The 12825-nt window shown below is 60.5% G+C and carries 10 protein-coding genes; 3 read left to right on the forward strand and 7 right to left on the reverse strand.

Going from position 1 to position 12825, the window contains the following annotated elements; translation table 11 throughout:
• Position 1: 1 nt before the first annotated feature.
• Genes ispF through disA form a run of 3 tightly spaced genes read right to left on the reverse strand, consistent with a single transcriptional unit; the run spans position 2 to position 2254 of the window.
• Positions 2-496, reverse strand: a complete 495-nt coding sequence (gene ispF / locus DW732_RS05045) for a 2-C-methyl-D-erythritol 2,4-cyclodiphosphate synthase (protein ID WP_006234975.1) — start codon at positions 494-496, stop codon at positions 2-4.
• On the reverse strand, positions 486-1214 hold the full coding sequence (gene ispD / locus DW732_RS05050; RefSeq protein ID WP_117629251.1) for a 2-C-methyl-D-erythritol 4-phosphate cytidylyltransferase: 729 nt from the start codon (positions 1212-1214) through the stop codon (positions 486-488). The genes ispF and ispD overlap by 11 nt, the downstream gene beginning before the upstream one ends.
• Positions 1214-2254: a DNA integrity scanning diadenylate cyclase DisA gene (gene disA, locus DW732_RS05055; RefSeq protein ID WP_369796797.1), complete on the reverse strand. Its 1041-nt coding sequence runs from the start codon at positions 2252-2254 to the stop codon at positions 1214-1216. Before disA ends, ispD begins: the two co-directional genes overlap by 1 nt.
• A 248-nt stretch (positions 2255-2502) precedes the next feature.
• Between disA and DW732_RS05060 the strand changes: the two genes are divergently transcribed.
• The 3 genes from DW732_RS05060 (at position 2503) to DW732_RS05070 (ending at position 4946) form a co-directional block, all read left to right on the forward strand.
• Entirely contained in the window at positions 2503-3081 is a 579-nt protein-coding gene (locus DW732_RS05060) for a manganese efflux pump MntP family protein (RefSeq protein ID WP_118098975.1), read from the forward strand.
• Between the two features lie 128 nt (positions 3082-3209).
• Positions 3210-3641: a helix-turn-helix domain-containing protein gene (locus DW732_RS05065; RefSeq protein WP_158567357.1), complete on the forward strand. Its 432-nt coding sequence runs from the start codon at positions 3210-3212 to the stop codon at positions 3639-3641.
• On the forward strand, positions 3642-4946 hold the full coding sequence (locus DW732_RS05070) for a type II toxin-antitoxin system HipA family toxin (RefSeq protein WP_117734293.1): 1305 nt from the start codon (positions 3642-3644) through the stop codon (positions 4944-4946).
• A 126-nt stretch (positions 4947-5072) separates the two neighbouring features.
• Here the strand turns inward: DW732_RS05070 and DW732_RS05075 are convergent, their stop codons facing one another.
• The 4 genes from DW732_RS05075 to lysS all read right to left on the reverse strand — a co-directional run bounded on the left by DW732_RS05075 (position 5073) and on the right by lysS (position 12811).
• On the reverse strand, positions 5073-6530 hold the full coding sequence (locus DW732_RS05075) for an aminoacyl-histidine dipeptidase (protein WP_117734292.1): 1458 nt from the start codon (positions 6528-6530) through the stop codon (positions 5073-5075).
• Between the two features lie 326 nt (positions 6531-6856).
• The gene (locus DW732_RS05080) at positions 6857-9499 is read right to left on the reverse strand and encodes an ATP-dependent Clp protease ATP-binding subunit (protein ID WP_118098977.1); all 2643 of its coding nucleotides are present in this window, start codon (positions 9497-9499) and stop codon (positions 6857-6859) included.
• Positions 9500-9684: 185 nt separating this feature from the next.
• Positions 9685-10278 carry a DUF2798 domain-containing protein gene (locus tag DW732_RS05085; RefSeq protein WP_117743101.1) on the reverse strand — a complete coding sequence of 198 codons (594 nt, stop codon included), beginning with the start codon at positions 10276-10278 and terminating at the stop codon, positions 9685-9687.
• A gap of 568 nt (positions 10279-10846) precedes the next feature.
• Positions 10847-12811: a lysine--tRNA ligase gene (gene lysS, locus DW732_RS05090; RefSeq protein ID WP_118098978.1), complete on the reverse strand. Its 1965-nt coding sequence runs from the start codon at positions 12809-12811 to the stop codon at positions 10847-10849.
• Positions 12812-12825: the final 14 nt, after the last annotated feature.

Raw genomic sequence — 12825 nt, forward strand, 5'->3', positions numbered from 1 at the left:
GTTACTCCTTAACGGTTTTCTGTAGCAGGCAGACGGCCCAGGCGCCGATTCCCTCGCCTTGGCCTTCCCAACCGAGCTTTTCGGTCGTAGTGGCGGCGACGCCCACGTTTTCGACGTCAACGCCCAGGGCATGGGCAAGGTTGGCGCGCATGGCATCGCGGTGCGGGGTGATCTTAGGTTGTTGACAGGCAATGGTGCAATCGGCATCGACAAACTCAAAGCCCAGCTCGCGCGCATAGTCCATCACGCGAGCGAGCAGCACCATCGAATCGGCACCCTCGTAGGCGGGATCGGTGTCGGGGAATAGCTTGCCGATGTCTCCCCCGCGGCAGGCTCCCAGAATGGCGTCTGCCAGCGCGTGTGCAAGCACATCGGCATCCGAGTGGCCCAGCAGGCCGCGCTCGTAGGGGATGTCGACCCCGCCGATGATACATCGACGCCCCTCCACCAAACGGTGGACGTCGTAGCCGTGGCCAATGCGCAGGTTACTGAACATGGGGAAGGTCCTCTCCCTCGGCCATGCGGCCGAGCAGAATCGCGGTTACGGGACGCAGGTCCTCGGGCACCGTCACCTTAAGGTTATCGCGCGGGCTCTGGACACAGCGGACGCGCCCTCCCATGCGCTCGACCAGCGAAGAATCGTCGGTCCCGATAAAGCCCTCGGCGATAGCTGCGGTGTGGGCGCGCTTCATGGCGTCGACGCTAAAGATCTGCGGTGTCTGCGCGGCCCAGTAGAGCTCACGCGGCGGCGTCTCGACGATATTGTCGCCGTCGACGATCTTGAGCGTGTCGATCGCGGGCTGACCGCATACGACACCGTCGAGCGAGCGGTCGCCCACAAGCACGTCAATCGCATGATCGATGGCCTCGGTCGTGATGAGCGGACGGGCGCCGTCGTGGATGGCGACATATTCGAAACCCGCCGGAACCGCATGCACACCGGCACGGGTGGAATCCTGACGGGTATCGCCGGCATCGGCGAAGCTGATGGGCGTGTCATAGTCAAACGGATCGATGGCCAGGCGGCGCATCTCGGCGCGGCGCTCGGCAGGGCACACCACCACGATGTGGCCGACCTTGTCGCTACGATCGAACGCGCGGATGGACCAGCTCATGAGCGGACGGCCCGCCACGTTAACGAGCTGCTTGCCGCCGGGATTTCCAAAGCGCTGGCCGCTGCCGCCGGCAACGACCACGGCGCATACGGGCGCCATTATGCGTTCCCCTGTTTGGTGCCCTTCATGCGGTACAGCGAGTCCGCAAGAATGGCAGGGTTGTTGACGCCAAAGTCGCCCAGGCGCTCCGGGTCCTCGCTGATGTCGTCCATGAGCTCCTGCAGCGAGCCATACTCGTCGACGATCTTCTCGGCCACGCCGTCGCGCACGACGGACACGCGCGAAAGCGTGCGCAGGCCCAGCGGCGTCATGACGGAATCCTCGTCCAGGTCGTCATAGCCCAGAACTGCCGCCACGTGCTGCGGGTCGGACAGGTCCTTAGGCGTCATGCGGCTCAGCTCGGCGCGGATCTTCTCGGCGTTGGCCTCAGAGGAATCGCTTGCGTAGTCGCGGATCATCAAGTCGTATTCGGTATCCATGCTGGAGCCCGCGAGCTGCTCGAGCTGCATCTGCACGAGCTTGCCCTGATTACCCAGCTTGACGATGCAATCCTTAAGCTCGGTCTTTGCCTGCTGCATGATCTCGAAGCTCGAGAAGATGCCGGTGATGTCGGCGAGCGTGACGTAGTCGTCGAGCTCAAGGGCCGTCAGGCGCAGCAAGGAGCGGTCGAGCGACTGACGGGTGGTCTGAAGCGTGGCGACGAGCTGGTTGACCGAGCTCATGATGGTGGTGACGGGCTGGATCTCGTAACTCTTGCCGTGGACGTACACGTTGACGACGGCACGACGGGCCGAGACCGAGATCACGATGGCATCGGTGAGCACCGACATGCGAGCGGCAGTACGGTGACGCATGCCCGTCTCACTCGTGGCGAGCGAGGGATCGGGATTGAGATGGAAGTTGGCGCGCAGAATCTGGGTGAGGTCGCCGTCGATAACGATGGCGCCGTCCATCTTGGAGAGTTCGAACAGACGGTTCGAGGTGAACGAAATGTTGAGCGGGAAGCCGTCGTTACCAGCAGCGAGCACGTTTTCGGTGTCACCGACGCAAATGAGGGCACCAAGGTGACCGGCGATGATCATATCGAGGGCGGTGCGGATCGGCTGGCCAGGTGCCGTCAGGCGAATAGCCTGTTCCATACGCTTTTGCAGCTCGTTCTTATCCAAGGCATCGCTCCCATCGTGTACGCTCCATAAACGCTAAATAGTTTCTCACGGTTTGTCCCTGCGGCGCTTGCGAAATCCGATGCTTACAGAATGAGCGAACACAGCTTAGGTAGCTCATTTGGGACGGGGCTCCTTTGACTGCTCATGTGATAGCATTGGGTCTCATATAAATGAGGGAGTAGTCGCGTAATCGGGTTCGCCCGCAGAGATGGAGCCAGACTATGGGACTCGCAGAGCTCGTGTTGCTCGCCGTTGGCCTTTCGATGGACGCCTTTGCCGTATCCATCTGCAAGGGTCTCGGCATGAAAAAGATCAACCTTAAGGTCGCCGTGGTGCTCGGCCTGTTCTTTGGCGGTTTTCAGGCCGGCATGCCCGTAATCGGATGGGCGCTTGGCAGTCAATTCATGGGCATCATCGGCCCCATCGACCACTGGATCGCCTTTATCCTGCTCGCCTTCATTGGCGGCAAAATGCTGTGGGAGGCATTTACCGAGGACGAGGATGAAGGCGACGGCAAGGATGCCGAAAAGATTGACCTGGGCGAGTACCTGATCCTCGCCATCGCTACCTCAATCGACGCCCTAGCCGTGGGCATCTCATTTGCCGCGCTCTCGGTCGACATCGTGCCCGCCGTGTCGCTCATCGGCATCACGACCTTTATCTTCTCCATCGCCGGCGTGGCGATCGGCCACACCTTTGGCGCGCGTTACGAAAAGCCTGCCACCATCGTGGGTGGCGTCGTGCTCATCCTCATCGGGCTTAAGATCTTGCTTGAGCATCTGGGGATTTTGACGCTGTAGTGCCAAGCACAATCGCTCAAAACTCAACGCCAGCACAAAGCCTCATGCAGAGTTTTGCATGAGGCCTTTTCATGCAGACTTTTGCATGTCATACTGATATGCAAAAGTCTGCACGTTAGGAGATCGCCGTGGATACCTTTCCCATCACCACACCGCGCCAAGCTGGCATCTACGTGCGCCAGGCACGCGAGGCTCAGGGTCTCACCCGTGCCGCCCTCGCCAAAAAGGCCGGTGTTTCGGAGCGCCTGCTCGCATCGCTCGAGCTAGGAGACGCCACTGGCATTCGACTCGACAAGCTGCTGACTGTCTTTAACGTACTCGGCATAGGCCTCTTTGCGCAAAGCGATAACGACTCCATCGCATCGCCCTCCGAACATCCAACGACGATAGCGGACCTCCCTATCGCGAACTCGAATGCCCTGCCCAAGCCAAGTGTAGGCAGACGACCCGCCCGACAAGGAACGCCATCTTCCTATGGTGCCTTGCTGGCCCAAATCGCAGCCGAGCAAGGCCTTTCCGACACTTCAGACCTCTCCTTTGGCTGTAAGGTTGTGAAATAAATGGCAGAGATGGAGCTTGCGACCCTCATTTGTGGCGAAATCGCAGGCACTCTCCGGCAAGACGAGCATGGACTCTGCAGCTTTGTATACGCCCCAACCTATCGCGGAGCACCGCTATCGCTAACAATGCCGCTTTCCAATCGCACGTATGGCCATAACATCGTCCGCCCGTTCCTATTTGGCCTTTTGCCCGACAGTCAAGAGCAGTGTCGCGCTATTGCCGCCGAGCATGACGTTGCATCCAACAACCCCGTCGCCCTCTTGTGCCATATCGGTCTTGACTGCGCGGGGGCCGTTCAGTTTTGTCGAACCGATCAATTAGACGCCGTCCGTGGCAGGGTCTCCGCATACCGCCCGCTTACCAATTCTCAAATCGCTCATAAGCTCAAAGCAATTCGCGATGACGAAAGAGAGACATGGATGGGCTCCAACGAAAGCTGGTCCCTGGGCGGCAATCAAGGCAAATTTGCACTAGCTTGGCATGATGGCCAATGGTGCGAATGTCTAGGGTCATCCCCCACTACCCATATCTTCAAAAATGGTGTCGTTGGGTTCAAACATCAGGCCTTAAACGAATTCGTCTGCATGAAAACGGCTCGGCGTGTTGGCATTCCAACTGCCGACGTCTCCTATTGCACATTTGAAGACGAAGCCGCGCTCGTCGTTGAACGGTACGACAGAATGGTCAATAGCAGCGGAAATATCGAAAGGCTGCATCAGGAGGACTTTTGCCAGGCGCTCGGTGTATTGCCAAGCCAGAAATACACCGCCGACGGAGGACCAACCACACGAGACATCCAAGAACGACTGATTAAAACAGTCCCCCACCACATGAATCTTGTGCTTTTTACCTATATGTTGTTCTATAACGCCATTATCGGAGCGCCTGACGCACACGCTAAAAACTACTCGCTCGTCCTTGGCAAAGGCACAAACGCGGCGCTCGCACCCATGTACGATGTCGCATCGGGCTTGGCGTATGAGAGCATGCGACGTCGGGCACGCCTTGCTATGAGCGTTGGCGGCGAAAATCGTGTGGGACGCATCGGTCCAGGCGCTATCCGCCGATACCACGGTATGGGCGACCCCGCGCTGGAGGCGGCGCTCTCCGATGCCGGGCTATCCGAGAAGTTTTGCTTTGCGACTATGATGGACCTCGCCTACGAGGTACCCATTTGCATGGAAGAGGTCATGGACGAATACGCCGACCTGCCCGGCATGGCGGACCTGCGCGAGCATATGCTCGGCCCCGTCCGCGAAAACTGCCAGCGCACCCTCGACCTCATCAAGGCGGATATTGGCTAGACGCCCGCAATTTCCCATTTCCCAAAAGAAGAGAGGGGGCACCCGTCGCAAAAGCTCGGGTGCCCCCTCTCGTAATGTCATTTGCAATCCGCTAGCACGTGGCTCGGGCTGCTGCTAGCGCAACCCTTACGCGGCAAGGCGCTTGAGGACGTCGATGAGCAGCTCGTAGAAGCGCTCGGCAGAAGCGAGCTCCATGCTCTCGTCCGGGGTGTGGACATCGGAGAGCGTCGGGCCCACGGCGATGGCGTCCAGGCCGTGCAGGGCCTCGGCAAACAGGCCGCACTCAAGGCCGGCATGAATGGACTCGATGCGCAGCTCGGAGCCAAAGAGCTCGCGATAGCTCTCGACAAAGACGTCGCGGACCGGCGAATGCTCGGCATAGCTCCAGCCGGGATACTCGAACTCGAACTTGGCGTCGAAGCCCAGGATATCGGCGAGCGTCTGCAGACGATCCTTAAACTCGTTCTGCAACGAGGTGATCGAGGAGCGCGGAGACAGCATGATCTTGACCTCGTCGTCAGAAGTGGCAACCACACCGATATTGGAGGAAACCTCGACGGAGCCGTCGGTGGCGACGTTGCGGCGAATCACGCCGTTAGGGGCAAGACGCAGGGCGCGGATGAGGGCAAGCGCGGACTTCTGGTCCATGGCCTCGACCTCGGCGTCGTCGGCGATCTCGACAGTGCAGGTAAAGCCGGGGTCGAAGACCTCGAGCTCGGCGGTAACGTCGGCGATGATGCCACGGGCGATCTGGGCCGCGGTCTCGGCGGCAGCGTGGTCGGCATAGACCAGAACAGCCTTGCACTCACGGTTGATGGCGTTGTCCTTGGTGCCGCCGTTAAAGCTAACGATGGCAGGCTCGCCGGCAACCATCAGGCGGTCGATGATGCGGGCCATGATGAGGTTGCCGTTGCCGCGCTCCAGGTGGATATCGCTGCCGGAGTGACCGCCCAGCAGGCCGGAGATGTCGAGCGTGAGGGTACTACCGGTCCTGTGCTCGCGCGCGATCGGGCAGGTGTAGGTAACGACGACGCCGCCGGCGCAGCTGACGGTAGCAACGCCCTCTTCCTCGGAGTCAAGGTTAATCATGGTGCGGGCGCTAATCTGGGACTTGTCGAGCGTCTCGGCGCCGACCAGGCCAGTCTCCTCGTCGGTGGTGAATACGCACTCGAGGGCGGGGTGAACGATCGAATCGTCATCGAGAACAGTGAGCATCAGAGCGACGGCGATACCGTTGTCGGCACCCAGGGTGGTACCGTTGGCGGTGAGGACGCCATCCTTGACGACCAGGTCGATTCCATCGGTCGTAAAGTCGTGCTCAACGGAGCCCAACTTGTCGCACACCATATCGATGTGGCCCTGCAGCATCACGGTCGGGGCATTCTCGGCGCCGGCAGATGCGGGCTTGCGAATGATGACGTTGTAGACCTCGTCCTGATACACATCGAGGCCGCGCTCCTTGGCAAACGCAACCAGGAAATCGCTGATGCCCTTCTCGTTGCCAGACCCGCGGGGGATCGCGCTGACCTCCTCAAAGAAATGGAACAGCTGGGCGGGCTCATAGCCGGTAATCTTGTAGTCCATGGTGCCTCCTTGGCGCAACTGGTTAGACAGTAAGATATGCGACTTGTATATTCCCAGACTTTGCGTGCATAAACCAGTCGAAAACGCCGAGCGCCCTTGCATCATCGGCTAACGGTGAGGAAACGCCACTTTATCAAGATAAAGCATCTTAGACGGGCAGTGCCGAAGGGACGTTGGACCCTTCAATCAACCTCAACACTTGATCAGCGTTTATGCATACGCCGTTGGTATGTTTAATGAGATTTACCTTGAACGAAGGGGCCTTTCCAACAGAAAAAGGGCGCTCCTTTGGAACGCCCTCGTGGACACAAGGTTTTTGTTACGCCCTACAGCGCGCCGGAACCGGCTTGCATCATGCCGCCGGGGCCCGAGCTCACGCCACTGCTCACAGGCGCGGCGTTGCCGATGTGCGGTGCCGCCGGGGCGGAATCGCCACCGAGCGTGCCCGCCGGACGCGGTGCCGGGATCTCGCCCCTGCCGTGGCTAAAGACAAACTTGCCATCGGCCACGTCGCACAGGACGGTATCGCCCTCGCCCCACTCGCCGGCCAGAAGCTCCTCGGATAGCGGGTCCTCGATGAGCTTTTGAATAGCACGGCGCAGCGGACGTGCGCCGTTGGTGAGATCAGTGCCCTCGGCCACGATCTTGTCGTAGGCCGCATCGGTGAGCTTGATGTTCATGCCGTTTGCGATCAGACGCTGGCGCAGATCGTCCACCAGCAGGTACGCGATCTTGGTGAGATTCTCGCCCGAGAGCTTCTGGAACACCACAATGTCGTCGATACGGTTGAGCAGCTCGGGGCGGAACAGGCGCTTGAGCTCGCCCATCGCACGGCCGCGGATCTCACTCGACGTGAGACCCTGCTCGCCGGTGGTGCCAAAGCCAACGCTCGCATCCTGTGCGATCTCGCGGGCGCCCACGTTGGACGTCATGATGATCACCGTGTTGCGGAAGTCGACCGTCTTGCCCTGGCTATCGGTCAGACGACCCTCCTCCAGCACCTGCAACAGAATGTTGAAGATGTCGGGGTGCGCCTTCTCGATCTCGTCGAACAGCACAACCGAGTACGGGTGACGGCGCACGGCCTTGGTGAGCTGGCCGCCCTCGTCATGGCCCACGTAACCCGGAGGGCTACCGATGAGCTTGGAGACCTCGAACTCGCTGCCGAACTCCGACATATCAAAGCTGATGAGCGCGTCCTTGCTGCCAAAGAGGTACTCGGCGAGCGTCTTGGCAAGCTCGGTCTTGCCCGTGCCGGTGGGACCCAGGAAGATAAAGCTGCCGCCGGGGCGACGCGGGTCCTTGAGCGGCGAACGGCTGCGGCGCACTGCCTTGGCGACGGCCTCGACAGCCTCGTCCTGGCCGATGATGCGGGTCTTGAGCACGCTTTCGGTCTGCAGCAGGCGACGGCTCTCGCTCTCAGTGAGCGAGGAAACCGGCACGCCCGAAGTCACGGACACAATGTCGGCAATCTGACTCACGTCGATGGTGAGCGGGCTGGCGTCGAGCTCGGCGGTCCAGGCAGCCTTGGCCTCGGCGAGTTCAATCTCGGCAGCCTTCTGCTGCTCGGTGATCTCGGCGGCCTTGTTCATGTCGTCGCTCTCGGTGGCCTCCTGCGCGGCGGTCTTGAGCTCCTCGATGCGATGCTCGGCCTCGCGCACCGGCTCGGGCGCGCGATTCGCGGCGATGCGAGCGCGGGCACCGGCCTCGTCGATGAGGTCGATGGCCTTATCGGGCAGGAAGCGATCCTGGATGTAGCGGTTGGAAAGGTTCGCGGCGGCCTCGATAGCACCCTGCGTATAGCGCACATGGTGGTGCTCCTCGTAGCGCGGCTTGAGCGCGGTCAGAATCTTGACCGTGTCCTCAACGCTCGGCTCCTCGACATCGATAGTCTGGAAGCGGCGCTCGAAGGCCGGGTCCTTGGTGAGGTACTTGCGGAATTCCTCGGCCGTGGTGGCGCCGATAATCTGGAAGGCACCGCGCGCAAGCACGGGCTTGAGCATGGAGCTCGCGTCGATGGAGCCCTCGGCGGAACCGGCACCGATGATGGTGTGCATCTCGTCGATAAACAGGATGACGTCGTCGGCTTCGGTCGCCTCCTGGATCACGTTCTTGAGGCGCTCCTCAAACTCACCGCGATATTTAGCACCCGCAACAAGGCCCGGCAGGTCGAGCGTCCAGATGTTCTGGTTCATAAGGTTCTCGGGCACGTTACCGGCGGCGATCTGCTGTGCCAGGCCCTCGACGATGGCCGTCTTGCCCACGCCGGGGTCGCCCAGGATAAGCGGGTTGTTCTTGGTGCGGCGCGAAAGGATCTCCATCATGCGCTGGACTTCTTTTTCGCGACCAATCACCGGATCGAGCTTGCCGTCGCGCGCCTTCTGCGTGAGGTTGGTGGCGAACTGCTTGAGCGTGTCGGTGCCGCTCCCCTTTTGCTGTGAGGCGTCCGAGCCGCTAAAGAACGGCAGACCCGCACCGGGACGCCCGGCACCGGCACCAGCGAGCGGGCGCTTCTTGTCCTGGTCCTTGGCGGTAAGCTTCTCGATGGCCTTCTTGATGGAAGCAGACGACACACCCAGGCGCATGAGGATGTCCATGGCCATGCCGTTACCCTCTTCGACAATGCCGATGAGCAAGTGCTCGGTCGACACATAGGTCTGGTTGTTCTCGCGTGCCACACGGAAGGAGCGCTCCATCACGCTAATGACGAGCGGCGTAAAGGCGAGCTTGGCGGCCTCGGTTTCCTCGCTGGACTCGGGAACGGTAGTCTGGACCTCCTTGAGGGTGTCCATGATGTCATCGGAGGAGATATCGAGCGAACGCAACGCCTCGGCGGCAATGCCCTCGTCCTCCTTGGCGAGCGCGAGCAGCAGATGCTCGGTACCCACCTTATTTGAATGAAGATCGAGCGCCTCTTGCTTGGCCATGGACATGACCTTGCGCGCGCGATCGGTAAAACGGTCTAACATGCTAGTTCCTCTTAGACGAGCTAGTTTTTCAAGCGCAAAGCGCCACTCGTGGCGGCGCTTTGGTCTCTTTACCCATATGGAGTATATGTTAACCGTTGGGACCTTTCCCACCCGTAGCCGCGCGACAACGTCTACAAAAAAGGAATCGCTCTGGTCCGCTTGGCGGTTTGGTTTTGCGCTGCTGTCTAGCAGACGGGCTCAACGTCCATGCTCTCGGCAACGTCATTGACTGCATCGGCAGCGGGAGCGCCCGGCATACGCACGAGCTCCATATGCTGCTCCTCAAAAACCGTGCCCATGGGGAAGGCTCGACGGAAGACATAGCGAGCAACCGGGCCGGCCACCAGCAGATTCCAAGGCAGGGCCATGACAAAGTTGCGCGGGATGTTGATGAGCCACATCATCGGCAGCATCTGCAGGTTAGCGAGCGGGCCGCCGGGCATGTGGAACAGGCCCTCACACGCACCGTAGAGCGACATGATGATGACCATAGGAACGACCATGCAGGAGCTAACGGCGAGCGTCATGGCAAGCGGCGAGCTCTTGCCTGGCGTAACCAGGAATTTAAAGGCGAAACCCTTGGCAAGGGGGCTGGCAACAAACCAGTCGCAGCACATGGTAAAAATGTAGGCAACGGGGAAGCCGAGCCACGCGGCGGCAACAACCTCGCCGTTGATGGCCCCATTCTGCAGGGCAACGTTGTAGATGCTCATCCAGAGCGCCATGCAAAAGCACATGATAAAGGTGAACAGCAAGCTCTCTCGTTTGTTGATAGGCATAAAGGGCAGATTCCTCTCTGTGTTGCGTCGCGGCGCCGCCAACAAAAACGGGCGGGCGAGATGGAGCTGTTGGGACTTCATCTCGCCCGCCCGTGTTACGTGCGTCTGCGACTACTTATGTGGTGGAACCAGCCTAGCACGAAACGCATGCGCTTCGTAAGCGTTGGGTTTATGAAGATGCCGAGTCATTCGCGCAGGACGGCAGATGCGCCCGCATCGGCCCAACGAGCGTGGATTATCGGACACCCATTCCACGAGAGTGGATAATCTCCCGTTTTAAGTCCGCATACGCGCCAAAAGTGGGAGATTATCCACTCTCGTGCGTTGTAGTCGTTGGACGTTCTTAAATAACCAGTCGTTTAAGAACGTCCCCAACGACTACTCAACAACAATGGCAACGCCGATGTAATGGGACCAACAGAGCGAGCGACGTCCAGGGCGAACAAGTTGGCATGAAAAAGGCAAGGCGTAGACCTTCTGGTCATGCCTTGCCTTTTGAATGATAAATTGTCGCCCTGGGCGGCGCGCAGCGTCAACTGGTTACGCGGTTCGTAGAACCGCGTAACTCTTAATACATCTTTGCGCCGGCGGGGATGGAGGCGTCGAGCTGGATCAGGTTGAGGCGCTCCTCGCCCTCCTCCTCGTGGATGGCACTGATGAGCATGCCGCAGCTGGGGATGCCCATCATCTTGCGCGGAGGCAGATTGGTGATGGCGAGCAGCGTCTTGCCGACCAGGTCCTCGGGCTCATAGTAGCCATGAATGCCGGAGAGGATGGTACGGTCGGTGCCGGTGCCGTCGTCGAGCGTAAAGTTCAGCAGCTTCTTGGACTTCTTGACGGCCTCGCATGCCTTGACCTTCACGGCGCGGAAGTCGCTCTTGGAGAAGGTATCAAAGTCGACGAACTCCTCAAACAGCGGCTCAACGGCAATCTTGGAATAATCAACCGTGGGCTTGAGCGGCTTGACGAACGGGCTCGCGGCGTTGCCGGCCTCGGCAGCCTTGGCGGCAGCGGCACCGGACTGGAAACCCTTCTCGGGCTTCATGTGCGGGAACAGCAGCACGTCGCGGATGGAAGCCTGGTTGGTAAGCAGCATGACCACGCGGTCGATACCGATGCCGATGCCGCCCGCGGGAGGCATACCGTACTCGAGGGCGCGCACGTAGTCTTCGTCATACTCCATGGCCTCATCGTCGCCGCCGGCCTTCTCGGCCATCTGGGCGGCAAAGCGCTCAGCCTGGTCGACCGGGTCGTTGAGCTCGGAGAATGCGTTGGCGTACTCATGACCGGCAATAACCAGCTCAAAGCGGTGCGTCAGGCGCGGGTCGTCCTCAAAGCGCTTGGCAAGCGGGCTGACCTCGATGGGGTAATCGCACACGAACGTGGGGTTGACGATGGTGTCCTCGCCCAGCTCATCGTAGATCTCGGCGATAATCTTGCCGGCGGTCCACTCGGGCTTAACCTCCAGGCCCTTCTCGCGCGCGGCGGCAGCAAGCTCCTCGACCGGCGTATCGATGGTGACCTGCTTGCCGAGCACATCGGAGACGATGTCGGTCATGGGACGGCTGACCCACTCACCAGAAAGGTCGATGGTCTGGCCCTGGTACTCGATGACCTCGGGGTTGCCGATGGCTTTGTTGGCCGCCTTGATGACGCCCTGGGCAAGCGCCTTCATGTCCTCGAGGTCGGAGAAGGCGCGGTAGGCCTCCATCGTGGTGAACTCGGGGTTGTGGGTAAGGTCCATGCCCTCGTTACGGAAGATACGGCCGATCTCGAACACGCGCTCAAAACCGCCGACGATACAGCGCTTGAGGTGCAACTCGGTAGCGATACGCAGGTAGCACTCCTGATCGAGCGCGTTAAAGTGCGTGATGAACGGCTTAGCCGTGGCGCCGCCCTGGATGGTCTGCAGGATCGGGGTCTCGACCTCCATGTAGCCGTCGGCCTCCATAAAGCGGCGGAAGGTGGAGAGAATCTGCGAGCGCTTGCGGAAGGTCTCGCGAACGTCGTCGTTGGCGATCAGGTCAACATAGCGCTGACGATAGCGGGTCTCCTTGTCGGAAAGACCGTGGAACTTCTCGGGCAGCGGGCGAACGGCCTTGGAAAGCAGGGCCGCGCTCTTGGGGGCGACGGAAAGCTGGCCGCGCTGGGTGCGCACGACCACGCCGGTCACGCCCAGGATGTCACCTAGGTCGAGGGCCTTGAGCGTATTCCAGGTAGCCTCGTCCATGTCGTTGATGCGACAGAACAGCTGAATCTCGGCAGTCGCATCGCGCACGACGATGAACATGATCTTGCCCTGACCGCGCTTGGCGACCACGCGGCCGGCGATCTTCACGACGTCCTCGGTGTCCTCGCCATCGGCAAGCCCGGCGTACTTAGCCTCGATATCGGCGACGTAGTCCTCAAGCTCAGAGTGCTCGGGATAGGGGTTCTGGCCCGCCTCGAACAGGGCGGCGCGCTTGGCCAGGCGGGTGGCGCGCTCGTCGTTGAGCGTCGATGCCTGATCGGCGGCGTTCTGGTTCTCTGCCATAAGTTAGCTCCTCA

Origin of the sequence: Collinsella sp. AM28-11LB (assembly GCF_003469895.1) — a bacterium.
Lineage (GTDB): Bacteria > Actinomycetota > Coriobacteriia > Coriobacteriales > Coriobacteriaceae > Collinsella.

Coding starts and splice junctions, on each gene's coding strand:
- ispF (WP_006234975.1), bottom strand. CDS start 496: ATGTTCAGTAACCTGCGCATTGGCCACGGCTACGACGTCCACCGTTTG.
- ispD (WP_117629251.1), bottom strand. CDS start 1,214: ATGGCGCCCGTATGCGCCGTGGTCGTTGCCGGCGGCAGCGGCCAGCGC.
- disA (WP_369796797.1), bottom strand. CDS start 2,254: ATGGAACAGGCTATTCGCCTGACGGCACCTGGCCAGCCGATCCGCACC.
- DW732_RS05060 (WP_118098975.1), top strand. CDS start 2,503: ATGGGACTCGCAGAGCTCGTGTTGCTCGCCGTTGGCCTTTCGATGGAC.
- DW732_RS05070 (WP_117734293.1), top strand. CDS start 3,642: ATGGCAGAGATGGAGCTTGCGACCCTCATTTGTGGCGAAATCGCAGGC.
- DW732_RS05075 (WP_117734292.1), bottom strand. CDS start 6,530: ATGGACTACAAGATTACCGGCTATGAGCCCGCCCAGCTGTTCCATTTC.
- DW732_RS05080 (WP_118098977.1), bottom strand. CDS start 9,499: ATGTTAGACCGTTTTACCGATCGCGCGCGCAAGGTCATGTCCATGGCC.
- DW732_RS05085 (WP_117743101.1), bottom strand. CDS start 10,278: ATGCCTATCAACAAACGAGAGAGCTTGCTGTTCACCTTTATCATGTGC.
- lysS (WP_118098978.1), bottom strand. CDS start 12,811: ATGGCAGAGAACCAGAACGCCGCCGATCAGGCATCGACGCTCAACGAC.